This window comes from Variovorax sp. VRV01 (assembly GCF_014852545.1).
In the GTDB taxonomy this organism is placed as follows: domain Bacteria; phylum Pseudomonadota; class Gammaproteobacteria; order Burkholderiales; family Burkholderiaceae_C; genus Variovorax; species Variovorax beijingensis_A.
In genome coordinates this window covers 160424-184060 of the sequence record NZ_JACVBS010000004.1, presented here as the reverse complement: position 1 = coordinate 184060, position 23637 = coordinate 160424, and the positions used below count along the sequence as shown (strand labels likewise).

22 protein-coding genes are annotated in these 23637 nt (G+C 68.5%); 6 read left to right on the top strand and 16 right to left on the bottom strand.

Annotated elements, in window-relative coordinates; translation table 11 throughout:
* Window positions 1-47: 47 nt before the first annotated feature.
* The 8 genes from IB278_RS09220 to IB278_RS09185 form a co-directional block, all read right to left on the bottom strand.
* On the bottom strand, window positions 48-326 hold the full coding sequence (locus IB278_RS09220) for a hypothetical protein (protein ID WP_192323259.1): 279 nt from the start codon (window positions 324-326) through the stop codon (window positions 48-50).
* Between the two features lie 19 nt (window positions 327-345).
* On the bottom strand, window positions 346-2625 hold the full coding sequence (locus IB278_RS09215; protein ID WP_192323258.1) for a glycoside hydrolase family 3 N-terminal domain-containing protein: 2280 nt from the start codon (window positions 2623-2625) through the stop codon (window positions 346-348).
* Window positions 2626-2694: 69 nt separating this feature from the next.
* Window positions 2695-3675 (bottom strand): tripartite tricarboxylate transporter substrate binding protein, encoded by a 981-nt coding sequence (locus IB278_RS09210; RefSeq protein WP_192323257.1) that lies wholly within the window; start codon window positions 3673-3675, stop codon window positions 2695-2697.
* A 91-nt stretch (window positions 3676-3766) separates the two neighbouring features.
* Window positions 3767-4993, bottom strand: coding sequence for a tricarballylate utilization 4Fe-4S protein TcuB (gene tcuB, locus IB278_RS09205; RefSeq protein ID WP_192323256.1), 1227 nt, complete (start codon window positions 4991-4993; stop codon window positions 3767-3769).
* The gene (tcuA, locus tag IB278_RS09200; protein WP_145744942.1) at window positions 4977-6404 is read right to left on the bottom strand and encodes an FAD-dependent tricarballylate dehydrogenase TcuA; all 1428 of its coding nucleotides are present in this window, start codon (window positions 6402-6404) and stop codon (window positions 4977-4979) included. Before tcuA ends, tcuB begins: the two co-directional genes overlap by 17 nt.
* Window positions 6405-6481: 77 nt before the next feature.
* The gene (locus IB278_RS09195) at window positions 6482-7408 is read right to left on the bottom strand and encodes a LysR substrate-binding domain-containing protein (RefSeq protein WP_192323255.1); all 927 of its coding nucleotides are present in this window, start codon (window positions 7406-7408) and stop codon (window positions 6482-6484) included.
* Between the two features lie 87 nt (window positions 7409-7495).
* Window positions 7496-8263 carry a class II aldolase/adducin family protein gene (locus IB278_RS09190; protein ID WP_145744946.1) on the bottom strand — a complete coding sequence of 256 codons (768 nt, stop codon included), beginning with the start codon at window positions 8261-8263 and terminating at the stop codon, window positions 7496-7498.
* A gap of 23 nt (window positions 8264-8286) precedes the next feature.
* Window positions 8287-8877, bottom strand: coding sequence for an HD domain-containing protein (locus IB278_RS09185; RefSeq protein ID WP_145744948.1), 591 nt, complete (start codon window positions 8875-8877; stop codon window positions 8287-8289).
* A 103-nt stretch (window positions 8878-8980) separates the two neighbouring features.
* Between IB278_RS09185 and IB278_RS09180 the strand changes: the two genes are divergently transcribed.
* Complete coding sequence (locus IB278_RS09180; RefSeq protein WP_225612824.1) at window positions 8981-9700, top strand: Crp/Fnr family transcriptional regulator; 720 nt, start codon at window positions 8981-8983, stop codon at window positions 9698-9700.
* Window positions 9701-9829: 129 nt separating this feature from the next.
* On the opposite strand, the gene IB278_RS09175 is transcribed toward IB278_RS09180, so the two are convergent.
* The 5 genes from IB278_RS09175 to IB278_RS09155 all read right to left on the bottom strand — a co-directional run bounded on the left by IB278_RS09175 (window position 9830) and on the right by IB278_RS09155 (window position 14892).
* Window positions 9830-10990, bottom strand: a complete 1161-nt coding sequence (locus tag IB278_RS09175; RefSeq protein WP_145744951.1) for an ABC transporter substrate-binding protein — start codon at window positions 10988-10990, stop codon at window positions 9830-9832.
* 100 nt (window positions 10991-11090) lie between these two features.
* Window positions 11091-11828, bottom strand: coding sequence for a tRNA (guanosine(46)-N7)-methyltransferase TrmB (gene trmB / locus IB278_RS09170; RefSeq protein ID WP_145744953.1), 738 nt, complete (start codon window positions 11826-11828; stop codon window positions 11091-11093).
* The gene (gene gluQRS, locus IB278_RS09165) at window positions 11825-12751 is read right to left on the bottom strand and encodes a tRNA glutamyl-Q(34) synthetase GluQRS (protein WP_192323254.1); all 927 of its coding nucleotides are present in this window, start codon (window positions 12749-12751) and stop codon (window positions 11825-11827) included. The genes trmB and gluQRS overlap by 4 nt, the downstream gene beginning before the upstream one ends.
* Before the next feature lie 7 nt (window positions 12752-12758).
* Entirely contained in the window at window positions 12759-13841 is a 1083-nt protein-coding gene (locus IB278_RS09160; RefSeq protein ID WP_192323253.1) for an NAD(P)/FAD-dependent oxidoreductase, read from the bottom strand.
* A gap of 97 nt (window positions 13842-13938) precedes the next feature.
* On the bottom strand, window positions 13939-14892 hold the full coding sequence (locus IB278_RS09155; protein ID WP_145744960.1) for a LysR family transcriptional regulator: 954 nt from the start codon (window positions 14890-14892) through the stop codon (window positions 13939-13941).
* 177 nt (window positions 14893-15069) lie between these two features.
* Between IB278_RS09155 and IB278_RS09150 the strand changes: the two genes are divergently transcribed.
* Genes IB278_RS09150 through IB278_RS09135 form a run of 4 tightly spaced genes read left to right on the top strand, consistent with a single transcriptional unit; the run spans window position 15070 to window position 17809 of the window.
* Entirely contained in the window at window positions 15070-15771 is a 702-nt protein-coding gene (locus IB278_RS09150) for a pirin family protein (RefSeq protein WP_192323252.1), read from the top strand.
* On the top strand, window positions 15768-16277 hold the full coding sequence (locus IB278_RS09145; protein ID WP_263864247.1) for a DoxX family protein: 510 nt from the start codon (window positions 15768-15770) through the stop codon (window positions 16275-16277). Before IB278_RS09150 ends, IB278_RS09145 begins: the two co-directional genes overlap by 4 nt.
* Window positions 16278-16308: 31 nt before the next feature.
* Window positions 16309-16860 (top strand): flavodoxin family protein, encoded by a 552-nt coding sequence (locus IB278_RS09140; RefSeq protein ID WP_145744966.1) that lies wholly within the window; start codon window positions 16309-16311, stop codon window positions 16858-16860.
* A 25-nt stretch (window positions 16861-16885) separates the two neighbouring features.
* Window positions 16886-17809, top strand: a complete 924-nt coding sequence (locus tag IB278_RS09135) for a pirin family protein (RefSeq protein WP_145744968.1) — start codon at window positions 16886-16888, stop codon at window positions 17807-17809.
* 31 nt (window positions 17810-17840) lie between these two features.
* Here the strand turns inward: IB278_RS09135 and IB278_RS09130 are convergent, their stop codons facing one another.
* Window positions 17841-18632 carry a sulfurtransferase gene (locus IB278_RS09130; protein WP_145744969.1) on the bottom strand — a complete coding sequence of 264 codons (792 nt, stop codon included), beginning with the start codon at window positions 18630-18632 and terminating at the stop codon, window positions 17841-17843.
* Window positions 18633-18693: 61 nt separating this feature from the next.
* Here IB278_RS09130 and dnaE point away from each other — a divergent pair, with 61 nt between their 5' ends.
* Window positions 18694-22212: a DNA polymerase III subunit alpha gene (gene dnaE / locus IB278_RS09125; protein ID WP_192323251.1), complete on the top strand. Its 3519-nt coding sequence runs from the start codon at window positions 18694-18696 to the stop codon at window positions 22210-22212.
* 51 nt (window positions 22213-22263) lie between these two features.
* Here dnaE and tolA read toward each other — a convergent pair whose 3' ends face one another.
* Window positions 22264-23190: a cell envelope integrity protein TolA gene (gene tolA, locus IB278_RS09120; protein ID WP_192323250.1), complete on the bottom strand. Its 927-nt coding sequence runs from the start codon at window positions 23188-23190 to the stop codon at window positions 22264-22266.
* 3 nt (window positions 23191-23193) lie between these two features.
* Complete coding sequence (locus IB278_RS09115; RefSeq protein ID WP_012748215.1) at window positions 23194-23631, bottom strand: ExbD/TolR family protein; 438 nt, start codon at window positions 23629-23631, stop codon at window positions 23194-23196.
* Window positions 23632-23637: the final 6 nt, after the last annotated feature.

Here is a 23637-nt window from a genome sequence, read left to right as displayed (position 1 = left end):
AAGAACGGGCCCTCGACGGGGCCCGTTTTTTTGTTTTTCCGCGCCGGTCATCCGATCCTGAATACCTTGGCCTGGCCGTTGCACAGGGCGCGCAGCTCGTCGCCCTCGATCTCGATGTGCGTCCAGGTGGCGAACACGCCATCGCCGTCCGACAGTTCGATGCTGCCGGCAGACGGCGCGCTCCAGCGAAACAGCGGCGCGCAGGTGGGGCCGTCCCTTTCTCCGAGGACCGCGGCGACGGTGCCGTCCGGATCGAAGCGATAGCTCTCGACCGCCGTTTCGGAGACCAGTGCCAGGCGGCGCGCGGTGGGCACGGGTGGTTTCATCGGCGCTCCCTGCCGCGCATCATTCGCGCGTGAGCGCGAAGCTCTTCCTGATGCCGCCCGTGGCCGAAGGCGCCACCCACAGATCGAACTCTCCGGGCTCCACCGTCGGTTTCATGTCGCGGCCGACGAACTGCAGGTCGTCCGCGCGCAGCGTGAACTCGACCACCTTCGACGCCGCGGGCTCGATGCGCACCTTGCGGAAGTTCTTGAGTTCGCGCACGGGCCGCGTCACGCTCGCGGCGCGTTCGGCGGTATACAGCTGCACCACTTCCTCGGCCTCGCGCCGGCCGGTGTTGGTGACGGTGGCGCGCACACGCAGTGTGCCGCCGATCGGCAGCCGGTCCTGGCTCAGTTCCACACTGTCGTAGCGCACCGGCGCATAGCCGATGCCATGGCCGAAGGGGTAGAGCGCCTGGTTCGTGGTGTCCACGTAGCGGGTCTTGAAAGCCATGGCCTGGTCGTTGTCGGGCAGCGGCCGGCCGGTGCGCTTCTGGCCGTAGTAGAAGGGCACCTGGCCGGAGGCCCGCGGAAAGCTCACCGGCAGCCGGCCCGAGGGATTGAAGTCGCCGAACACCACGTCGGCAATGGCCGTGCCGGTCTGCACGCCCAGAAACCAGGTGACGAGGATCGCGTCGGCATCGCGCACCGCGCCCTTGAGCGTCATCGCGCGGCCGTTGCTCAGCAGCACGACCACCGGCTTGCCGGTGGCGGCCACGGCCTCGGCCAGGTCCTGCTGGGCCTGTGGAATGCCGATGTCGGTTCGCGAGCGGGCTTCGCCCGACATGCGCTCGCTCTCGCCGATGGCGAGCACCACCACGTCGGCATCGCGCGCGGCGGCCACGGCGGCCTCGATGCCGCCGGCCAGCGGCGCATCGATGCCCGAGCCGCGCACCACCGCCAGCGCAGCGGGATCGGCCAGCGCGGCGCGCAGGCCTTCGTCGATGCCGACCGGTGCCGACTGGCCCGGGAACAGGCTCCACGCGCCGAGCAGGTCCTGCGTGCCCGAGGCGAAGGGTCCGATCAGCGCGATCTTCCGGCCCGACCTGGGCAGCGGCAGCACCGCGCGCTCGTTCTTCAGCATCACGATGGAACGGCGCGCATCCTCGCGCGCGAGCGCGATGTGCGCGGGGTTGTCGGCCCGGGGCTTTGCCGGTGCGGCATCGAGCCCGCGAAAAGGTGCATCGAAGAGGCCCAGCCTCTGCTTGACCCACAGCACGCGGCGCACCGCGTCGTCCAGGCGCGCCATCGGCACTTCGCCCGAGGCCACGAGCTCGGGCAGGTAGCGCATGTACAGGCCGCTCTGCATGCTGACGTCGGTGCCGGCCAGGAACGACTGCTTGGCCGCCTGCCGGCCGTCGGCGGCATAGCCGTGCGCGATCAGCTCCTCGTCGGCCGTGTAGTCGGACACCACGAAGCCCTTGAACTTCCACTCGTCGCGCAGCACGCCCGTCAGGAGCGCAGGGTTCGCGATGGACGGAATGCCGGAGATCTCGTTGAAGGCGCTCATGACCGAGAGCGCGCCCGCGTCCAGCGCGGCGCGGAACGGCGGCAGGTAGACCTGGCGCAGCGTGCGCTCGGAGATGTCGGTGGCGGCATAGTCGAGCCCGCCTTCGGCGGCGCCATAGGCCGCGAAATGCTTGGGCGTGGCCAGCAGCGAATCGGCGTGCGACAGGTCTGTGCCCTGGAAGCCGCGCACGCGCGCGGCCGCGAACTGGTTGGCCAGGTACACGTCTTCGCCCGCGCCCTCGATGCCGCGGCCCCATCGCGCGTCGCGTGCAATGTCCACCATCGGCGCGAAGGTCCAGCGAAAGCCGTCGGCGCTGGCTTCCACCGCGGCCGCGCGCGCGGTGCGCTCGGCGAGTTCGGGCTCCCAGCTCGCGGCTTCGGCCAGCGGCATCGGGAAGATGGTGCGAAAGCCGTGGATCACGTCGGCGCCATAGAGCAGGGGGATGCCCAGGCGCGATTCGCGCACGGCCACTTCCTGCAGCACCCGCTTGCGCTCCAGCCCCTCGTTATTGAACAGGCCCGTGAGGCGGCCGGCGCGCACGTCGTCGATCTCCTGCTGGGCATTGCGCTGGCCGGCCTGCGGGTTGCCGGGAATGTTGGTGTTGGCGGGGCCGTAGAGGCTGAGCTGGCCGACCTTCTCCTCGACCGTCATGCGGGCGATGAGCGATTCGACGCGGGCATCCGCGCCCGCGGCGCCCTCGGCGGTGGCCGGGGCTGCTTGGGAGACGGGGGAGAAGGGAAGAAAACAGGCCAGGCCCAGCAGGGCCGCCATGGCGGGGATTCGAACGTGCATGGCCCGCCATTGTCCCGCCAAAGCGAGGCCGCACGGTCTGCTCGGGCTTTTGGCGGTAGGCGCGCAAGCCTATTCGGCAGTCGCGCCGGCGTCGCGGGCCACCTTCACCCACTTGGTGGTTTCGCTGCCGATGAAGGACTTGAGCTCGGCCGGCCGCATGTTGCCTGCTGTTACGCCTTGCTCCTCGAAGCGCCTGGCCACGTCCTGCTGCTGCAGCGCGCGGGCGACTTCGGCGTTCAGGCGCGTGACGAGGTCCGGCGGCGTGCCGTGGGGCGCCATGAGCGCGAACCAGGTGGTCATGTCGTAGCCCTTGAGGCCGGCCTCGTCGAGCGTGGGCACGCCCGGGTAGGCCGGCGATCGCTTCAGCGTGGTCACGGCCAGCGCATGCACTTTGCCGCCGCGCACGTGCGGTGCGGCCGACGGGCTGGTCTCGATGGCCATCTGGATCTGGCCGCCGATCAGGTCCGCCATCATCGGCGCGCCGCCCTTGTAGGGCACGTGGGTGAGGTCGGTCCGGGTCATCGAGCGGAACAGTTCGCCCGAGATGTGCTCGGTGCTGCCGTTGCCGGCCGAGCCGAAGTTCACCTTGCCGGGATTCGCCTTGATGTAGGCCACCAGTTCCGCCACCGACCTGGCCGGCACCTTGTCGTTGACCACCAGCACGTTGGGCGTGGAGGCCACGAGCGCCACGGGCTCGAAGTCGCGCTGGAAGTCGTAAGGCAGGCGCTTGTAGAGGCCCGGCGCGATCGAATGCGCGATGGTGGCCAGGAACAGCGTGTAGCCGTCGGCCGGCGCCTTCGATGCGATGGCCGCGCCCACGGTGCCGCCGGCACCGCCGCGGTTGTCGATGATGACCGGCTGCCCGAGCGATTCCGAGAGCTTCTGGCCCACGGTGCGCGCGACGATGTCGGTGGTGCCGCCGGCCACGAAGGGCACGACGATGGTGATGGGCTTGGCCGGCCAGCCGGCCGCGAGCGCGGTCGATGCGGCAGCCGCCGCGAGCAGGGCGGCCATGCCGGCGCGCAGGAAGGAGGAGAGCGTTTTTTTCATCGCGGGAGTCCTGGTGTTGTCGTGGTCTTCGGAAAAAGCCGGTCCCGCTCGCTTGGCTCGGCAGCGGGATGGCTTCGAGTGAGGGGCGATGTCAGTCGGCACCCAGCTGCAGGCGGCTGGGCAGCCGTTTCTCGATCGCGAACTTGAGCAGCGCCGCCGAGCGGAAGATGCCGTGCGCGAACTTGCCGTAGGGCAGCGTGAGGAACAGCGCCATCACCACGCCCAGGTGCACCACGAGCAGCAGCGCCATGAAGGCGGTGTCGCGCCACGCGAGCAGGGCCAGGCCCGTAACGCTGGTGAGCAGCAGCAGCGCGATGAAGCCGCGGTCCATCGGCCGCTGCGCCACGTCGCCATGCGCTGCGTTGCGCCGCAGGTTCATCCACAGCAGCCCGATGGGGCCGATCACCAGGCCAATGCCGCCCGCGGTGCCCAGCAGCACCGGCAGGCTCGTGAGCGCATAGGGCGCGTGCAGGCCAAGCAGGTAGTGGTAGAGCGTTGCCACGCAGGTAGAGGCGAAGCACAGCATGAAGCCGTAGAAGGTGAAGTGGTGCAAGCGGCGCCGCCAGAGCGTGAAGCGGTCGTCCTCGTTGTTGCAGCCCTCGCCGTGGCCGCCGCCCAGGTACCTGAGGCGCAGCACATCGTGTGCAGCCTCGGCGCCGGCCGCGGCGCGCACGCCGGCCACTTCGCCCGGCGCGTTGTCCCGTGCCGGCGACACCTCGCGCCAGAAGCGCCGCACGCCCATCGCCAGCGCGAACACCACGAAGGCGAACACCGCACCGAACACCAGCGCGAGAAAGTTGTGCGGGAAGATCGCGTAGAAGTTGCCCGCAAGCGGCGCGTGCAGCAGCGCGCCCGTCATTGCCACGGCCAGCACCAGGAACAGCGCGAGCCCGGCGGCCAGTGCCAGTGCAACGGTGAGGCCGGCCTTCCTGTAGAGCGCGCCCATCGCGGGTGGCCAGGCGTAGTCGTGGTAGGTCTGCATGCGCACCTGCGCCATCGCCTGCGGCACATTCACCGCGAACTCGTGCGGCGGCGCGTACTGGCAGGCATGCAGGCAGGAGCCGCAGTTGTGGCACAGGTTGGCAAGGTAGTGCGTGTCGGCCTTGCCGAACTCGAGCCGCCGCGTCATCGCGGGGAACACGGCGCAGAAGCCTTCGCAATAGCGGCAGGCGTTGCAGATCTGCAGGATGCGCGCGACCTCGCCTTCGCTGGCGGTCAGCGGCAGGGCGGGGGCGATGGGAATCACGCGGGCCGAGGCGCTGCCGATGCCGTCGGCATCCGCACGGGCGCGTGCGACCAGATCAGTGAGCTGCTGCAAGGGCGGTCTCCGGGGGATTCTTCGAAAGGTTCTTTGCTGCGCGTGCCGCCTGCGTGCCCGCGATGCGGCCGAAGGCCGTGCCGATGCTCATGCCCACGCCGGCCGTGTAGCCCTTGCCCAGCACGTTGCCGGCCATCATTTCGCCGGCCACGAACAGGTTGGGGCTGGCCCGGCCGCCGAAGCGCACGGCCGCGGTCTCGTCGACCTTCAGGCCCAGGTAGGTGAAGGTGATGCCGGGGCGCACCGGGTAGGCGTGGAAGGGCGCCGTGTCGATCGGCCGGGCCCAGTGCGTCTTGGCCGGCGCGATGCCCTCGGTGTGGCAGTCGTCGAGCGCGGTGTGGTCGAAGCGGCCGACGCGGCAGGCGGCGTTGTAGTCCTGCACGGTGCGAACGAACGTGGCTTCGTCCAGGCCGATCTTCTGCGCCAGTTCGCCCAGCGTGTTCGCCTGCGTGCCGGCGAACACCGGCGGCATGAAGCGCCCGACCGCCTTCTGGTCGATGATCGACCATGCGATCTGCCCGGGCTGCTGCGCCACGAGCCGGCCCCAGATGGCGTAGCGCTTGGGCCAGAAGTCCTCGCCCTCGTCATAGAAGCGCTTCGCCTCGCGGTTGACCACGACGCCGAGCGACACGCAGTCGATGCGCGTGCAGATGCCGCCGTCGTAGAGCGGCGCGCGCGCATCGATGGCCACCATGTGGCCCTGCGACGGATCGCCGATGCTGTCGGCGCCCGCATCGATCATGTACTTCAGCAACACGCCCTGGTTGAAGCGCGTGCCGCGGACGAGGAAGTTGTCGGCCGGCCATTCGCCGCGCTCGTTCCGGCCCCAGGCCTCGCGCAGCCATTCGCGGTTCGACTCGAAGCCGCCGGCGGCCAGCACGCAGCTCTTTGCCGCGATGCGCTCGCCGGCCTCGGTGCGCACGGCCACGAAGCGGTCGCCGTCGAGCTCGACCGAGGCCACGGGCGTGTCGTAGCGGATCTGCACGCCCAACCGTTCGGCGCTGCGGAAATAGGCGTTCACCAGCGCCTTGCCGCCGCCCATGAAGAAGGCATTGGTGCGCGCCACGTGCAGCGCACCCGACAGCGGCGGCTGGAAATGCACGCCGTGGCGGCGCATCCAGTCGCGGCAGTTCGACGAGGCGCGGATCACCAGGCGCGCGAGATGCTCGTCGGTCAGGCCGCCGGTCACCTTCAACAGGTCTTGCCAGTACTCCTCTTCAGGGTAGGCATCGACCAGCACGTCCTGCGGCGCGTCGTGCATGCAGCGCAGGTTGCGCGTGTGCTGCGAATTGCCGCCGCGCCAGGCCTTGGGCGAGGCCTCCAGCAGCAGCACCGAGGCGCCGGCCTCGCGCGCCATCAGCGCGGCGCACAGCGCGGCATTGCCGCCGCCGACAACCAGTACGTCTATCACTCGTGGGTCTCCTTGGAATACGGGAGACTTTAGGCAGCGGTGCCTTGACGCGAAAGGCCGGAACAGGCAACGGGTGTTCAGTTTTCGAGAAGACTGGCGCCGGCCCAGCGCCCTTCGCGCACCAGGGCGCGGGCGGTGTCGGCAAGCACCACGCGCGCCGCCAGCGCGGCCGGCGAAAGCTCGTCGTCGGACAGGCTCACCAGCAGGTTGTGGCGGCCCACGTGCGCATCGCTGATCTGCGTGAGCTGAAGGTCGCCGCGGTCACGGCGGGCGGTGGCAGCGCCGGGCTGGATGGTCGCGCCGTGGCCGGCGCGCACCGCGTCCATCAACAGCGCCAGGCCGTCCACCTCGGCGACGATGCGCGGCGCGATGCGGGCCCGCGCGAAAGCCGCCATCAGCGTGGCGCGCAGGCCGTGGCTGCCGCTGGGCAGGATGAGCGGCAGCTCGGCCAGTTGCGACAGTCGCACCTTGGCGCCAGACGGGCGCTGCGCGAGATTCGGCGATGCGATCACGAACAGCTTTTCCCCCAGCAGCGGCAGCACGCTCCAGCGCCGCGGCGTGTCGGTCTGGAACAGCACCGCCAGGTCGAGCTGGCGCGCATGCAGCATCGTCGTGAGGTGGCCCGAGAGCGCCTCCACCATGTGCAGCCGCACCTCGGGATAGCGCTCCTGCATCGCCCGCATCAAAGGCACGCCGAGCACGGTGGCGGTGGTGGGCGCGAGGCCTACGCTCACATGGCCCGACAGGCGCGCCTGCTGCGCCGCGCGCACCGCGTCGTCGGCATGGCGCAGCGTGAGCTGCGCCTGGTGCAGGAAGGCCATGCCGGCATCGGTGGGCGTGACGCCGGTAGAGCTGCGCTGCAGCAGGCGCGTGGAGAGCTCGCCTTCGAGCCGGCTGATCTGCTGGCTCAGCGCCGACGTGACCACGCCCAGTTCGATGGCCGCACGGCCCATGCTGCGGAGTTCGCAGACCTTGACGAAGTAGCGCAGTTGCCGGAGTTCCATGTACGCATCATCGCGCAGTTAAAAAAAATGGCTGCCGGCACCTGTCGCGCAGGCACTGGCAGCCGTGGAAACCGGGATCGGCGCGGCTTATTGCCTGTAGCTGTCGTCGATGCGGTCGAGCTTGCGGATCAGCGAGGGCCAGACGAACTGCCCGCCCAGGCCGCCGGTCTGCACCTTCATTGCCTGGCCCACGCCTTCGACGATCTTGGGGTTCACCTGCGTGAGTTCGCCGCCGCCGGACTGCGCGGCGATCTGGATCTGGCAGGTGTTCTCGAAGGTGTACATCGAAAGGAAGGCGTCCGCAATGGTCTTGCCGCAAGTCAGCAGGCCGTGGTTGCGCAGCATCAGGAAATTGGCGTGCCCCAGGTCGGCCTGCAGCCGCGGCTTCTCGTCGTCGCGGAAGGCCACGCCTTCGTAGTCGTGGTAGGCCAGCGATGCCAGCACGAAGGTCGACTGCTGGCTGATGGGCAGCACGCCGTTCTTCTGCGCGCTCACCGCGATGCCGGCCCGGGTGTGGGTGTGCAGCACGCACTGGATGTCCTCGCGCGCCGCATGCACGGCGCTGTGGATCACGAAGCCGGCCGGGTTCACGGGGTAGGGCGAGTCGATGACCTTGTTGCACTGCTGGTCGACCTTGACCAGGCTCGAGGCGGTGATCTCGTCGAACATCAGGCCGTAGGGGTTGATCAGGAAGTGGTGCTCGGGCCCGGGAATGCGCGCGCTGATGTGCGTGAAGACGAGGTCGCTCCAGCCGTAGAGCGCCACCAGGCGATAGCAGGCGGCGAGGTCGACGCGCAGCTGCCACTCCTCGGCGGAGACGAGCTTCTGGATTTCGGACTGGGTGTTTGCGTTCATGGTGCGTGGTTTCCTTGTGGGGGTCAGGCCGCGGCCGGTTCCGTCATGGCGGCCTTGTAGATGCTTTGCTTCGGCTGCGCCATCAGGCGCCGCAGCATGGGCTCGAATTCGCTGATGGGCAGCGTCTCGGCGCGGGGGTCGAAGGCCGGGTTGTCGTAGAGCGCGCAGAACTCGGCAGTGCGCTCGTAGTGCGGATGGTCCTTGAAGCCGTCGCGCATGTCGCGGTCCAGGCCGATGTGATGGAAGAAGTAGTGGCCCTGGAAGATGCCGTGGTGCTGCACCATCCAGTGGTTGGCTTCACTCACGAAGGGCTTGAGGATGGCCGCGGCAATGTCGGGGTGGTTGAAGCTGCCGAGCGTGTCGCCGATGTCGTGCAGGAGCGCGCACACCACGTATTCCTCGTCGCGGCCGTCGCGCAGCGCGCGCGTGGCGGTCTGCAGCGAATGGGTGTAGCGGTCGACCGGAAAGCCGCCGTAGTCGCCTTCGAGGATCTGCAGGTGCCTGATCACGCGCGCCGGCAGGCCGGCCGCGAACTGCCTGAACTCGCCGCCGATCAGCTGCCAGTCTTCGCGCGTGCTCTCCTGCATGCTCCTGAAACCTGCCCGTTCGCTCATCGTGTACGTCTCCGTGTTCTTTGGGGGGAGCGGCCACTGTAGACCCGGGCTTGACGTTCAACTGTCAAGAATTTGACAATGCAAGGCTCTGGTAAACCCCCGCATGCCGCCTTCCAAACCGCGACTTTCCGCCCCGCACCGTGCCGCGATGGAGCGCAATCCATGGTTCACCAGCATGCCGCGCGCGCAGCGCGAAGCACTGCTGGGCGCGGCCGAACTCATTCACGTGCGGCGCGGCGCAATGGTGTTCCGCCAGGGCGATCCGATCCATGCCGCCGGCGGCGGCTTCTATGGCCTCTTGGCCGGCACGATCAAGATCTCGTCGCTGCGGCAAGACGGGCGCGAGGCCATCCTCGCAGTGCTCGAGCCCGGCAACTGGTTCGGCGAGATCACGCTGATCGACGGCTCGCCGCGCACCCACGACGCCACCGCGCTGGAGGCGCTCGACCTGCTCGTGGTGCCGCCCGAGGCCTTTGCCCAGCAGATGCGCGACGTGGTCTTTGCCAACGCGGTGGCCGCCATGCTGGCCGCGCGCGTGCGCATGCTCTACGGCCTCACCGAAGACGCCACGCTGCGCAGCCTGCGTGCCCGTGTGGCGCACCGGCTGCTGGTGCTGGCGCGCGGCGACGCCACGCAGTCGGTGCAACTGCGCCGCACGCTGATGCTGCCGCAGGAGGCGCTGGCGATGATGCTCGGCGTCACGCGCCAGACGCTCTCGAAGGAGCTCAATGCGCTGGCGGGCGAGGGCATGCTCGCGCTGGGCTACGGACGCATCGAGCTCCGATCGCTCGATGCGCTGCAGGCGCTGGTGAGTGCAGGATGAGCGCTGTCAGCGTATGAATGCTCGCGTCTGTTCGTGAGACACCGAGGAACCGGCTTCGCCGGGCCTCAGGTGTCGCCCCCGGTCGGGGGTGGCGAAGCGACACGAAGTGCGCGCAGCCTGGGGGCGAACCTATCTCAACACGCGCCCGTCGGCCGAGATGCTGATCAGGTCGATGGTGCGCGAGGCATCGCGCAGGCCCGGACGCAGGTTGACGCGGAAGCCGCCCACGTCGTAGTCGGTCATGGCGGTCATCACGCGCTGCAGGCTCGCGGTGGTGAAGCCGCGGCCCGCGCGGCGCACCGCTTCGCCCGCCACCTTGACCGCGATGAAGCCTTCGAGGCCTTCGTAAGAGGGCGTCTGGTCGGAGTTGTCGACTGCGGCGCGGTACTCCTTGACGATCGGGATGGCCGAGGGCCGCGGCGACGGCACCACCTGCGAGATCACGATGCCGCCGATGTCCTTGCCCAGTTCGGCATAGAGCGGGTCGATGCCCACGATCGAGAAGGCCATGAAGCTGCCGCTGTAGCCGCTCTTGCGCAGCTTGCGGATCGCATTGGCCGTGGTGCCTGAGAGCGACACCAGCACGATGGCCTGCGGCGCCTGCTGCAGAACCGTCTTCAGCGCCGCGTCGAGCTTGTCGGCGCCGGCCGGCACCATCGCCGAGGCCACCAGCGCGGGCAGCTTCAGCTCGGTGATGGCCTGCTGGACGGCGGCGAGGCCGGCTCGGCCCATGGCGTCGTCATCGCCCACCAGCGCGATGCGCGTCTGGCCCACGGTGGCGCACTGGCGCACGATCTTCAGCGCCTCGTCGATCATGCCGGGGCGCACGTGGAACACATGGGGATGGCTGGCCTCGCGCAGCGAGTCGGCGGCGGCAAAGGGCGCGAACAGCAGGCTGCCCTGCTGCGCGGCGACGTTGGCGCCGGCATCGCTGCTGGCGGTACCCACGAAGCCGAACAGCATGTCGGCCTTGTCGGCACCGAGCAGGGTGCGCGCATTGGCGGCCGCCCGGCCCGCGTCGTAGCCGTCATCCAGCTGCAGCAGCTTCAGCTGCAGGCCGCTCGCGGCATTGCGCTCGTTGAAGTCGGCCACCGCGAGCCGGCTGCCGGCCGCAAACGCCAGCCCGATCTCGCCGGCCGCGCCCGTCAGCGGCACCGACTGGCCCAGCACGACCACCCGGGCGCCCGCTGCGCGGTTCGATGATTGCGACAGCGCCGGAAGATGAACGCCGCTGCCCAGCAGCAGCGCCCCGCACGCCTTGCCCAGCCATTCCCTGCGAGAACTGTCCATGGCTCACCTTTTTTAACAGTAGTAAAAAAGTGTAGCAATTTCGGTGCCCAGGGGGAAGGCTGCGGCGAAAGATGCCGGCCGGCTTGCCGATGGCGCGGCTTCAGGCGCGCCGGAACACCAGGTCCCAGACCCCGTGGCCCAGCTTGATGCCGCGGTTCTCGAACTTGGTGAGCGGCCGGTACGCCGGCTTGGGCGCATAGCCTTCGGCCGTGTTGCGCAGCAGCGGCTCGGCGGACAGCACCTCGAGCATCTGCTCGGCGTAGGGCTGCCAGTCGGTGGCGCAGTGGATGTAGCCGCCCGGCTGCAGGTGCTCGGCAAGCTTTTTCACGAACTCGGGCTGGATCAGGCGGCGCTTGTTGTGGCGCTTCTTGTGCCACGGGTCGGGGAAGAACACATGCACGCCCGCCAGCGAACCGGGTTGCAGCATGTGGTCGAGCACGTCGACCGCATCGTGCGCGCAGATGCGGATGTTGGGGATCGACTGCTCGCCGATGCGCTTGAGCAGCGCGCCCACGCCGGGCTCGTGCACTTCGCAGCACAGGAAGTTGGTTTCGGGCAGCACGGTGGCGATGTGCGCGGTGGCCTCGCCCATGCCAAAGCCGATCTCGAGCACGGTCGGGCCGGCGCGGCCGCCGAAGGCCGCCGTCAGGTCGAGCGGCTCGGGCTTGTAGGGGATGAGGAACAGCGGACCCAGTTCGGCAAAGGCGCGCGCCTGGCCTTCGGTGGTGCGGCCGGCGCGCTTCACGAAGCTCTTGAGGCGGCGGTGCAGCGGATGCGGTTTGTCGGCGGCGTCGTCGCTCGGCGGGGAATCGTGGGGCACGGTGTCGGAAGAGGTCATTGCGGCCGCGAATTGTAGAGATCGCGCCATTCGGGCACCCAGCCGGCCAATGCCGACGCGCAGGAAGCCGCCGTGGTGGCGCGCAGCCCGAGCACGCGCGCGGCCGCGTCGAGCGCGGCCAGGGCGGCTTCGGGCGCGGCGGTGTCGATGGCGGTGGCGCCGTTCTGCTTGGAGAGCTTGTCGCCGTCGGCGCCGCGCACCAGTGGCGTGTGCAGGTAGCTGGGCGTGGGCAGGCCGAGCGCGCGCTGCAGCAGGATCTGGCGCGCGGTGTTGTCGGCCAGGTCCTCGCCGCGCACCACGTCGGTCACGCCCTGTTCCGCGTCGTCGACCACCACCGCAAGCTGGTAGGCCCAGGGGCCGTCGGCGCGGCGCAGCACGAAGTCGCCGACTTCGCGGCTCACGTCCTGGCACTGGAGGCCAAGGCGGCGGTCGGTCCAGCAGAGTTCGCCGGAGGCCAGCGCCGGCTGGGCGGATTCGAACCTCTCGGTGGCGAAGCGCCAGGCGCGTGCGGGCTTGCCGTGCAGCCCCTCGCGGCAGGTGCCGGGGTAGACCCGCTCGCCATGGCGCGTGTGCGGCCGGCCGAGCCCTGCCAGCGCCTCGTCGATGTCCTTGCGCGAACAGCCGCAGGGGTAGGCAAGGCCGAGGGCCTGCAGCCTTGCCAGCGCGGCTTCGTAGCGCGCGGTGCGCTGCGTCTGCCATACCGGCGCTTCGTCGGGCAGCAGGCCGCAGTCGGCCAACTGCCCAAGGATGTGCTCGCCCATGCCGGGCAGGCAGCGTTCGGTGTCGGCGTCCTCGATGCGGACCAGCCAGCGCGCCTGGGGGCCGCGCGCGCGCACGTCGAGCCAGCTTGCGAGCGCGGCCACCAGCGAGCCGGCATGCAGCGGGCCAGTGGGCGAGGGCGCGAAACGGCCGGTCTCCCGCATCCGAGGATCAGATCACTGCGAGCGCCAATGAAAGGCCCGAGAGGAACGCGTCTTCGACCCGGTGCCCGGTGCACCAGTCGCCGGCCACGCCGATGCGCGCTTTGGCGTCCCACAGGTGGCTCTTGCCGACCGGCACCTGGGTCTGGGCTTCGGTCCAGCAGCGTGCCCGGGCGTGCGTGGGCGCGGCATGGATGCCGGTGATCTCGGCGAAGGCGCGCAGCAGCTTGGCTTCGACGCGCGCGGCGTCGTCGCGCAGGTGCTCCTGCGACCAGGCGGCGCTGGCCTGCAGCGTCCAGCGCTCGACGCGTTCGCGGCCGGGCTTGGACGATTCGCGCGCGAGCCATGCCACGCGGTGGTGCGTGCTGCGCGCCGCATTCCATTGCGGGCCGAGGTGCGACATGTTGGCCTGGTTGGCCTGCGGGAACGCGATCATCAGCGTCCAGCAGGGCGCAATGCGCACCGGCTCGATCTTCTGGCTGATGGAAGCGGAAAGCTTGCCGTCGCCCAGCAGCACCCGCGTGCGCGAGGGCGGCACGGCCAGCAGCACGGCGTCGAAGCCCGAATACACGTGCTGCGAATCGTCTTCGCCGGCGGTGCGCAGCTGCCAGCGCCTGGGGTCGAGCGCATCGGGCTCGATCTGCGTGACTTGCGTGTCGAGCACGAGGCTGTCGCCCAGCGGCGCGGCCCAGTGGGCCACCAGCGCGTCCATGCCGGGCTGCGCCACCCAGTGCGATTCGCGCCCGGGCAATGCGGCCTCGGCCACGCGGCCGTGCGCATCGAGCACGCGCACGAGGTTGGCGCTCCAGGGACGGCAGAGGCTGGGCGTGGCTTCGAGCGCCAGCGCAAAGCGCGGATCGCGCACGGTGAAGTACTGCGCGCCACTGTCGAAGCGGCCGAAGGCGGTGTCGACGCTCGCCATGCGCCCGCCGGGCGCGGCCTCGCGTTCGAACACCGTGACTTTGTGGCCGGCCTGCACCAGCGTTCGCGCGCAGGCGACTCCGGCAATGCCGGCGCCGACGACGGCGTAGTGGCGTGGAGCGGTGGGGGTTCGGTGGCGGTCGGCCGCCTTTGCAGTTGCGCGAGTGGTCATGAGGGACTCTTTTCTTGTGTACGGGAGACGGATGGATGTGTCCGGACTCTACAACGGTCTGCAAAGGGGCCGCCGCGCGGCTGTAAGGCGATGGCTTTCAACGCCCCCGGTGCCGCTCCAGCAGCGCCCGCCGCGTGGCCTCGTGCTCGAACTGCGCGAGCCACCATTCGAGCGCGCGGCCCGGACCGCCCGCACTGCGTACGCGCCAGGCGCAGTGCATGGTGGCCAGGGGCGGCTGGCGTTCGGTCTTGCGCTCGACCAGGTGGCCGGCCTCGATATAGGGCCGTGCCATCGGCTCGGGCAGAAAGCCGCCGCCCAGACCGTGCAGCTGCGCGTTCAGCTTGGCCTGCATGCTCGGCACCGTGAGCACGTCCTGCCCGCCGACCAGGTTGACCGTCATGCTCGGCCCGCTGCGCACCGAGTCGGCCGCCGCCACCGCGCGATGCTGGCGCAGCACCGCATCGGTCAAGGGCTCGGGCAGGCGCGCGAGCGGATGGTGCGGCGCCACGGCATAGACAAAACACAGCTCGCCGATCGGCCGGCTGCGGATGCCGGTGGCGGTGAAGGCCAGGCTCGCGGCATCGAGCACGGCGCCGATGGCCAGGTCGGCCTCGCCGCTGGTCAATGCCTCGATGGTGCCCAGCAGGGTTTCGTCGCGCAGCTTGAGCCGCGTGGGCGGATCGAGCGCGAAGAAGGCGGTGGCCAGGTCGAGCAGCGGATCGCGCGCGATCACGCTGTCGACCGCAATGGTGAGCATCGGCTCCCAGCCGGTGGCCACGCGCTTGACGCGGTTGGCCACCGCGTCGATCTCGCCCAGCAGCCGCGCCGCCTCGCGCAGCAGCTCGGCGCCGGCCTCGGTGATGCGGGCCTGGCGCGCGCTGCGGTCGAACAGCAGCACGTCGAGCGCGTCCTCGATCTGGCGCACGCGGTAGCTGAGCGCGCTGGGCACCAGATTGAGCTCGCGCGCCGCGCCGGCAAAGCTGCCGGTGGCGGCCACCGTCTGCAGCATGGCGAGCGCGTCGGGGGTCAGTACGTCTCTGGCGCTGGGCATCTCGGCTCCTGTCGATCGACCGATCGATTGATCAAAAAATTTGAATGATGCCATCAAAACCCGGCGCTTTTGCTGCGGGGGTGCGGGCCTAAAGTTCTTCACATCCGCTGCGCATCCGGCGCGGCATACGAAGAAGGCCCGAACGTCCCCACGGGGCAGGGCCGAAGGAGTTTGACGATGTTGCAAGTCCGTAAATCACAGGAACGCGGTTATGCCGACCATGGCTGGCTGCGCTCGTTCCACAGCTTTTCCTTTGCCGGCTACTACGACCCGGCCCACATGGGTTTCGGCAACCTGCGGGTGATCAACGAAGACCGCGTGGCCGCGGGCGCCGGCTTCGGCACCCATGGCCACAAGGACATGGAGATCATCAGCTACGTGCTCTCGGGCGAACTGGCGCACAAGGACAGCATGGGCAACGTGGAATCCATTCCGCCGGGCGACGTGCAGCGCATGAGCGCGGGGCGCGGCGTGATGCACAGCGAGTTCAACCACAAGGCCGACGAGACCACGCACTTCCTGCAGATCTGGATCGAGCCCAACGTGCGCGGCATTGCACCGGGCTACGAGCAGAAGAAGTTCAGCGACGCCGAGAAGCGCGGCAAGCTGCGCCTGGTGGCCTCGCCCGACGGCGCCGACGGCTCGGTGACGGTGCATGCCGATGCGCGCCTCTTCGCAGGCCTGCTCGACGGCGACGAGAAGGCCAGCCTGGCGCTCGATCCGAAGCGCAAGAGCTACGTGCACCTGGTGCGCGGCGAGCTCGAAGTGAACGGCCAGAAGCTCGCGGGCGGCGACGCCGCGATGCTCGAAGGCGAAACGCAGCTCACGCTCGGCGCCGGCAAGGATGCCGAAGTGCTGGTGTTCGACCTGGCGGCATGATCCTGGGCCGGGCGCATGCCGCCCGGCCTTCTTTTCTTTTTTTCTTGTTCCTTTTTCAATTTCAACAACCCGAGGAGTTTTCACACATGGCAACCACAACCAACACCCCCAATGCAGCCCAGGACACGCTGGCGCTGGCCGGCCGCATCCTGATCGCGTACCTGTTCATCCCGGCCGGCATCGGCAAGCTCATGGGCTTTGCGGGCACCGTGGGCTACATCAACTCGGTGGGCCTGCCGCTGCCGGAAGTGGGCGCCGCGATCGCCATCCTGGTCGAGCTCGTCCTTGGCATTGCGCTGCTGGTGGGCTTCAAGACCCGCTGGACCGCCATTGCGATGGCGATCTTCACCGTGGCCACCGCGCTGTTCTTCCACAAGTACTGGGCCGTGCCCGACGCGATGAAGATGATGCAGCAGATCAACTTCAACAAGAACATCGCCATCGCAGGCGGTTTGCTCGCCTTCGCCGCCTTCGGCCCCGGCCGCTTCAGCATCGACAAGCGCTGATTCCACAACCCGAACAAAGGAGTCCCTGAACATGGCAAACATCGTTGTCGTCTTCCATTCCGGCTACGGCCATACCCAGCGCGTGGCGCAAGCCGTGGCCGATGGCGCGGACGCGCAGCTGCTCGCCATCGACGCCGATGGCAACCTGCCTGAAGGCGGCTGGGAGACGCTGGCCGCGGCCGACGCGATCATCTTCGGCTCGCCGACCTACATGGGCGGCGTGAGCTGGCAGTTCAAGAAATTCGCCGATGCCTCGTCGAAGGTCTGGTTCACGCAGGGCTGGAAGGACAAGCTCTTCGCGGGCTTCACCAACAGCGCCACCATGAACGGCGACAAGGTCGCGACCATCGCCTACCTGTGGACGCTCGCGATGCAGCACAGCGGCCTCTGGGTCAGCATGGGCATCCTGCCGACCAACAACAAGGCGGCCACGCGCGATTCGATGAACTACGTGGGCGGCTACGGCGGCTTGCTGACGCAGTCGCCTTCGGATGCAAGCCCGGCCGAGATGTTCAAGGGCGACTTCGACACAGCAAGGGCATTCGGCGAGCGTATTGCCACAGTGGCAAGATCACGCGGATAAAACCCAGCCACCCACGGAGCCCCCGATGACCGATACCACCGCCCAGACCCAATTGCTTCAACCGCACGACAAGGACCTCGGCGGCGGCTTCAAGGTGCGGCGCCTGCTGCCGGCGGCGCAGCGCCGTTCGGTCGGGCCCTTCGTTTTCTTCGACCACTTCGGCCCGGCCACCGAGCAGCCCGGCACGGAGCACGACGTACGGCCGCACCCGCACATCGGCCTGTCCACGGTCACCTATCTTTTCGAGGGCGCGATGATGCATCGCGACAGCCTCGGCAGCGTGCAGGAGATCCTGCCCGGCGCCATCAACTGGATGACCGCGGGGCGCGGCATCGTGCACTCCGAGCGCAAGCCCGAGCGCCTGAAGGCCGACACCTACGTGAACCACGGGCTGCAGCTCTGGGCTGCGTTGCCGCGGGCGCATGAAGAAGCCGAGCCGAGCTTCGAGCACACGCCGGCCAGTGCCATTCCCGAGGTGGTGGAGCAGGGCGTGACGGTGCGCGTGCTGGTGGGCGAGGCCTTTGGCGCGCGTTCGCCTGTGAAGACACTGTCGCAGACGATCTATCTCGACATCGCATTGCCCGCGGGCGGCCGCTTCGAGCTGCCCGCGCTGGCGCCCGAACTGGCCGTCTACGTCGTCGATGCCGATGCGCGCGTCGATGGCGAATCGATCCCCGCGCACACCATGGCTGTTCTGCCCGATGGCCAGGGCGCGGTGCTGACTTGCGACACCGCCGCGCGCCTGATGGTGATCGGCGGCGAGCCGCTCGACGGCCCGCGCTACATCACCTGGAACTTCGTCTCGAGCCGGCGCGAGCGCATCCTCGAAGCCGGCGCCGACTGGGCTGCGCAGCGCATGGGCCATGTGCCTGGCGAGACCGAATTCATTCCGCTGCCGGGCAAGCCTTTCGGCGTGCGCGAGCCGGACGTAGGCACGACGCCGGTCTGATCTCCGGAGCGCGCGGCCGGCAATCCGCCGGCTATTTCTTCAGGCCGCGACCGAGGTCGATGTCTTCCGACGCACGCGCGCTGGCATCGGCCGCACGCGCGCTCAGGTCGGGTGCCAGCGCGCGCCGGCCGTCGAACACGAAACAGTCGCCGTGGTAGTGCGCGCCGCCGACTTCTTCGAAATATTTCAGGATGCCGCCTTCGAGCTGCAGCACGTTCTCGACGCCTTCCTCGCGCATCAGGATCGCGGCCTTCTCGCAGCGGATGCCGCCGGTGCAGAAGCTCACCACGGTCTTGCCAGCGAAATCGGCGCGGTGCTGTTTCAGCGCGGGCGGGAATTCGGTGAACTTGGTGATGCGCCAGTCGATCGCGCCGTCGAAGGTGCCTTCGTCGACCTCGAAGTCGTTGCGCGTGTCGAGCAGCGCGATCTCCCGGCCCTGGTCGTCGTGGCCCTGGTCGAGCCAGCGCTTGAGCGTGGGCGCGTCCACGCCGGGCGCCCGGCCTGCCGCCGGCTGGATGGCCGGATGGTCCATGCGGATGATCTCGCGCTTGAGTTTCACCAGCATGCGGCGGAAGGGCTGCGCGGCGGACCAGCTTTCCTTGGTTTCGAGGTCGGCGAAGCGCGCGTCGCAGCGCAGGCTGGCCACGAAGCTGCGGATGGCATCAGGCAGCCCCGCCAGGAACAGGTTGATGCCCTCGGGCGCCAGCAGGATGGTGCCCATGAGGCCCAGGGCCTGGGCGCGCCCGCGCAGCTCTTCGCGCAGCATGGGGCTGTCGTCTATGGCCACGAATTTGTAGGCCGCGATATTCAAAATCTCTTGCACGGGGCGTAATTGTAGGGATCGCCACCCCACATCGTGGAGTGCGGCTTTCTACAATGGAAGGATGTTTGTTCACCTGCGCCTGCACACCGAGTTTTCCGTCGTCGACGGCACCAACCGCATCGACGAAGTCGTCAAGGCCGCCGCTGCCGACAAGCAGCCCGCACTGGCCATCACCGACCTGAACAACCTGTTCGGGGCGGTCAAGTTCTACAAGCAGGGGCGCGGCAAGGGCGTCAAGCCCGTCATCGGCGCTGAAATCTTCATCGAGGGGCTGGGCAAGGAGCCCGGGGTGCTCACCCGCATCGTGCTGCTGGTGCAGAACATGGAAGGCTACCTGCACCTGTCCGAGCTGCTGGCGCGCGCCTGGACGCAGAACGTGGGCCGCGGCCAGTCGCAGGCGGCCTGCAAGCTCGAATGGCTCCAGGAGCTGCAGGGCGGGCTGATCGCGCTGTCGGGCGCGCAGGCCGGCCCGCTGGGTGCGCCGCTGCTGCAGGGGCAGGAAGAACGCGCCGCCGAGCTGGCGCTGCAGCTGGCGGGGATGTTCCCGCACCGCTTCTACATCGAACTGCAGCGCGCGGGCCGCCCCGACGACGAGCCGCACGTGATCGCCGCCGTGAAGCTCGCGGCCCGGCTGCGCCTGCCGGTGGTCGCGACGCATCCGGTGCAGTTTGCCGAACGCCAGGACTACGAGGCGCACGAGGCGCGCGTCTGCATCTCGGAAGGCGAAATCCTGGGCAACCCCCGCCGCGTGCGCAAGTTCACCGAGGAGCAGTACTTCAAGTCGAGCGCCGAAATGGAGGCGCTCTTTGCCGACGTGCCGAGCGCGCTGACCAACACGGTCGAGATCGCCAAGCGCTGCAACCTCACGCTGGTGCTCGGCAAGCCGCAGCTGCCCGACTTTCCGACGCCCTTCATCAGCGAAGGCGTGCGCATGCCGATCGACGAGTTCTTCCGCCAGGAGTCGTTCGTGGGCCTGGAAGAACGCCTGGCGCACCTCTACCCCGACGTCGCCAAGCGCGATGCCGAGCGGCCGCGCTATGTGGAGCGGCTGGAGTTCGAGATCAACACGATCCTGAACATGGGCTTCCCGGGCTACTTCCTGATCGTGGGCGACTTCATCAAGTGGGCCAAGAACAACGGCTGTCCGGTGGGCCCGGGCCGGGGCTCGGGCGCGGGCTCGCTGGTGGCCTACGCGCTGAAGATCACCGACCTCGATCCGCTCGAATACAAGCTGCTGTTCGAACGCTTCTTGAACCCCGAGCGCGTCTCGATGCCCGACTTCGACATCGACTTCTGCCAGGGCAACCGCGACCGCGTGATCGACTACGTCAAGGACAAGTACGGCCGCGATGCCGTGAGCCAGATCGCCACCTTCGGAACCATGGCCGCGCGCGCCGCCATCCGCGACGTGGGCCGTGTGCTCGACATGAGCTACATGTTCTGCGACGGCATCAGCAAGCTCATTCCCAACAAGCCCGGCCAGCCCGTCACCATTCAATATCCGCCCAACCCCAAGGTGGAAGGCGACAAGAACAACTACGCCATCGAGATGGAGCCGCAGCTCGCGGCGCGCATCGAGAAGGAAGAAGAAGTGCGCATGCTGGTGGAGCTCGCGCAGAAGCTTGAGGGCATGACCCGCAACATCGGCATGCACGCGGGCGGCGTGCTGATTGCGCCCGGCAAGCTCACCGACTTCTGCCCGCTCTACCAGCAGCCCGGCAGCGACTCGGCCGTGAGCCAGTACGACAAGGACGACGTGGAGGCCATCGGCCTCGTGAAGTTCGACTTCCTGGGCCTGGCCACGCTCACCATCCTCGAGATTGCGAAAGAGTTCATCGTCAAGCGCCATAAGGGCCAGGAGAACTTCGCGTACGAGAACATCAAGCTCGACGACCGCGAGACCTACAAGCTGTTCTCCGAAGGCAAGACGGAAGCGGTGTTCCAGTTTGAAAGCCGCGGCATGCAGGGCATGCTGAAGGATGCGCGGCCGACGCGCCTGGAGGACCTGATCGCGCTCAATGCGCTGTACCGTCCGGGTCCGATGGACCTGATCCCGAGCTTCGTGGCGCGCAAGCATGGCCGCGAAGAGGTGGAGTATCCGCACCCGGCCGTGGCCGAGATGCTCTCCGAGACCTACGGGATCATGGTCTACCAGGAGCAGGTGATGCAGACCGCGCAGATCCTGGGCGGCTACTCGCTCGGCGGCGCCGATTTGCTGCGCCGCGCCATGGGCAAGAAAAAGCTCGAGGAGATGGCCGAGCACCGCGAGAAATTCCGTGCGGGTGCGCTCAAGACGCACGGCATTCCCCAGGACAAGGCCGACGAGATCTTCGACTTGATGGAGAAGTTCGCGGGCTACGGCTTCAACAAGTCGCACGCCGCCGCCTACTCGCTGCTGGCGTACCACACGGGCTGGCTCAAGGTCCACTACACGGCCGAGTTCTTCTGCGCCAACATGACCGTGGAAATGGACGACACCGACAAGCTCAAGGTGCTGTTCGAGGACGCGCAGAAGAATTTCGGCATCACCTTCGAGCCGCCGGACGTGAACCGCGGCAACTACCGTTTCGAACCGGTCACCGACAAGGTGATCCGCTACGGCCTGGGCGCCGTCAAGGGCACGGGCCAGCTCGCGGTCGAGGCCGTGGTGCGCGCACGGGAGGAGGGCGGCCCGTTCAAGAGCCTGTTCGACTTTTGCGTGCGCATCGACCGCCAGCGCATCAACAAGCGCACGGTCGAAGCGCTCATCAAGGCTGGTGCCTTCGATTCGATCCAGCAGAACCGCGCCTCGCTCATTGCCTCGGTCGACCGCGCCTTCGAGTTCGCGGCCGCCACCGAGGCCAATGCCGCGCAGGTCGACATCTTCGGCGACAGCGAGCACGGTTCGGCCACGCAGGAGCCCGAGCTGGTCGACGCCACTCCCTGGGGCGTGAAGGAGCGGCTCACCTTCGAGAAGACGGCCGTCGGCTTCTATCTTTCGGGCCACCTGTTCGACGAGGTGGCGCACGAGGTGCGGCGCTTCTGCAAGCGCGAGATCGGCGACCTGATGGACACGCGCGAACAGCAGGTGATCGCGGGCATCGTGAGCGATTTCCGCGTGATCAACGGCCAGCGCGGCCGGCTGGCGATCTTCAAGCTCGACGACAAGTCCGATGCCATCGACGCCACCGCCGACGAGGCGCTGATCAATGCGAACCGCAACACCCTGAAGGACGACGAGCTGGTGATCGTGAGCGGCCGGCTCCAGCCGGGCCGCGGCGGCTTCGAGGCCCGCTTCCAGGTGCAGCAGGTGTGGGACCTGGCCACCGCGCGCTGCCGCTTCGGAAAATTCCTGCGGGTGGCCGTCAATGGCAAGGCGCCCGACATCGCGCGCCTCGTGAAGGACTTTCCGCCGCGCACCGAGCAGAGCGAGCACGGCGACCTCGTGCAGGGGCTGCCAGTGCGCCTGTCGATGGCGCGCGGCGGCGCGCAGGTCGAGCTGCAGCTCGGCGAGCGCGCCAGGTTCTTCCCGACCGACGCCGCGCTGGCGAGTTGGACCGCGCAGGCGGAGGCCGGCAAGGCCTCGGTCGTCTACGAATGAGAAGGATGAGCGGCGAGGCGGCCGGGCGCGTGTAGCGCCTGGCCGGCCCTGCTATCGCTTGGGCCGCAGCGAAACGATCAGCGACGGGAAGATGCGCCCGTCGGTGTCGCGCGGCAGCTTGTCGGTCTTGTGCAGGCCGCGCTCGGCGGCTTCGTCCCAGCTGGGCAGTCCGCTCGACTTGGTCAGCTTGACGCCGACGATGGTGCCGTCCGGTGCCAGGTTCACTTCGAACTCGGCGGCCGGATTGCCGTTGACCGTCTCGGCATCGGGGAAGGTGATGTTCGGTCGCACGGCGGCCGCGATGCGTCCCGCGTAGCCGCTCGACGGTCCTGACGAGCGCATGGCCGTGCCCTTGGAATCGTCGCTGCCGCTCGCGCCCGCAAGGCCCTGCATGCGCTTGAGCGTTGCGGCGCGGTCGGCCGCGGACTGCTTGGCTGCGGCTTCCTGCTGCTTCTTCGCTTCAGCCTGCTTGGCCTCGGCTTCCTGCTGCTGCTTCTTCTGCTGCTCGGCGAGCTTTTGCTGCTGCGCCTTCTTGCGTTCGGCTTCGTCTTCGGCGCGCTGCTTGGCCTCGAGCTCCTTCTTGCGCTGCTGTTGCTGGCGCTCGAGCTCGCGTTCCTTCTGCTCTTTTTCTTCCTTGAGCTTTTTCTCGCGCTCGAGCGCGATATCCGGCGCACGCGGCGCCGGTGCGGGCTCGGGGGCCTTCACCTGAGGCGGCGGCGGTGGCGGCGGAGCAGGCGGCGGCGGCGCGGGAGCCGGCGTGGGTGCCTGCGGCGCCGACAGCCGCGGCGCGGCCTGCTGCACCGTGGACGACCACAGCTCCGCATCGACGGCGCCTTCGTCGGCATCACTGCGCCAGCGCACGCCCCACGTCAGCGCGGCAATCAGCAGCGCATGCGCAACCAGCGCGAGCAGCACCGCGCGCGGCGTGCCGCGCTGCGGCGGTGGTGCGAACTCGGGGCGATCCAGTGCGAGGGACATGCCTTATTTGCCGCCCGTGGTGGTGACGGACAGGCCCACGCGCTCGATGCCGCTGCGCTTGAGCTGGTTCATCGCCTTCACGACGGTTTCGTACTTCACCGACTTGTCGGCGCTGATGACCACGGGGCGCTGGTCGTCGCCGCCCTGGGCGGTCTTGGCCGCGGAGCCGATCTGGGTCATGGGAACGGACGTGCCGCCGCTGCCGGTGGACGGGTCCTTCTTGATCTGCGCTTCGTCGTCGCTCTTGATGACGATCTCGATCGGCTTGTCGGGCTGCTTGTTGGCGCGGTCGACCGAGGGCAGGTTGATCACGCTCGGCGTGATGAGCGGCGCGGTGACCATGAAGATGATCAGCAGCACCAGCATCACGTCGATGAACGGGACCATGTTGATCTCGTTGATCGTGCGGCGGCCTCGGCCCCGGGATGAAACGGCGGGCATGCGCTG

Coding starts and splice junctions, on each gene's coding strand:
- IB278_RS09180 (WP_225612824.1), top strand. CDS start 8,981: ATGCCGCCTTCCAAACCGCGACTTTCCGCCCCGCACCGTGCCGCGATG.
- IB278_RS09145 (WP_263864247.1), top strand. CDS start 15,768: ATGATCCTGGGCCGGGCGCATGCCGCCCGGCCTTCTTTTCTTTTTTTC.
- IB278_RS09215 (WP_192323258.1), bottom strand. CDS start 2,625: ATGCACGTTCGAATCCCCGCCATGGCGGCCCTGCTGGGCCTGGCCTGT.
- gluQRS (WP_192323254.1), bottom strand. CDS start 12,751: ATGCGGGAGACCGGCCGTTTCGCGCCCTCGCCCACTGGCCCGCTGCAT.
- IB278_RS09210 (WP_192323257.1), bottom strand. CDS start 3,675: ATGAAAAAAACGCTCTCCTCCTTCCTGCGCGCCGGCATGGCCGCCCTG.
- IB278_RS09150 (WP_192323252.1), top strand. CDS start 15,070: ATGTTGCAAGTCCGTAAATCACAGGAACGCGGTTATGCCGACCATGGC.
- trmB (WP_145744953.1), bottom strand. CDS start 11,828: ATGACCTCTTCCGACACCGTGCCCCACGATTCCCCGCCGAGCGACGAC.
- IB278_RS09160 (WP_192323253.1), bottom strand. CDS start 13,841: ATGACCACTCGCGCAACTGCAAAGGCGGCCGACCGCCACCGAACCCCC.
- IB278_RS09140 (WP_145744966.1), top strand. CDS start 16,309: ATGGCAAACATCGTTGTCGTCTTCCATTCCGGCTACGGCCATACCCAG.
- dnaE (WP_192323251.1), top strand. CDS start 18,694: ATGTTTGTTCACCTGCGCCTGCACACCGAGTTTTCCGTCGTCGACGGC.
- tolA (WP_192323250.1), bottom strand. CDS start 23,190: ATGTCCCTCGCACTGGATCGCCCCGAGTTCGCACCACCGCCGCAGCGC.
- IB278_RS09195 (WP_192323255.1), bottom strand. CDS start 7,408: ATGGAACTCCGGCAACTGCGCTACTTCGTCAAGGTCTGCGAACTCCGC.
- IB278_RS09115 (WP_012748215.1), bottom strand. CDS start 23,631: ATGCCCGCCGTTTCATCCCGGGGCCGAGGCCGCCGCACGATCAACGAG.
- IB278_RS09190 (WP_145744946.1), bottom strand. CDS start 8,263: ATGAACGCAAACACCCAGTCCGAAATCCAGAAGCTCGTCTCCGCCGAG.
- IB278_RS09175 (WP_145744951.1), bottom strand. CDS start 10,990: ATGGACAGTTCTCGCAGGGAATGGCTGGGCAAGGCGTGCGGGGCGCTG.
- IB278_RS09135 (WP_145744968.1), top strand. CDS start 16,886: ATGACCGATACCACCGCCCAGACCCAATTGCTTCAACCGCACGACAAG.
- IB278_RS09155 (WP_145744960.1), bottom strand. CDS start 14,892: ATGCCCAGCGCCAGAGACGTACTGACCCCCGACGCGCTCGCCATGCTG.
- IB278_RS09185 (WP_145744948.1), bottom strand. CDS start 8,877: ATGAGCGAACGGGCAGGTTTCAGGAGCATGCAGGAGAGCACGCGCGAA.
- IB278_RS09220 (WP_192323259.1), bottom strand. CDS start 326: ATGAAACCACCCGTGCCCACCGCGCGCCGCCTGGCACTGGTCTCCGAA.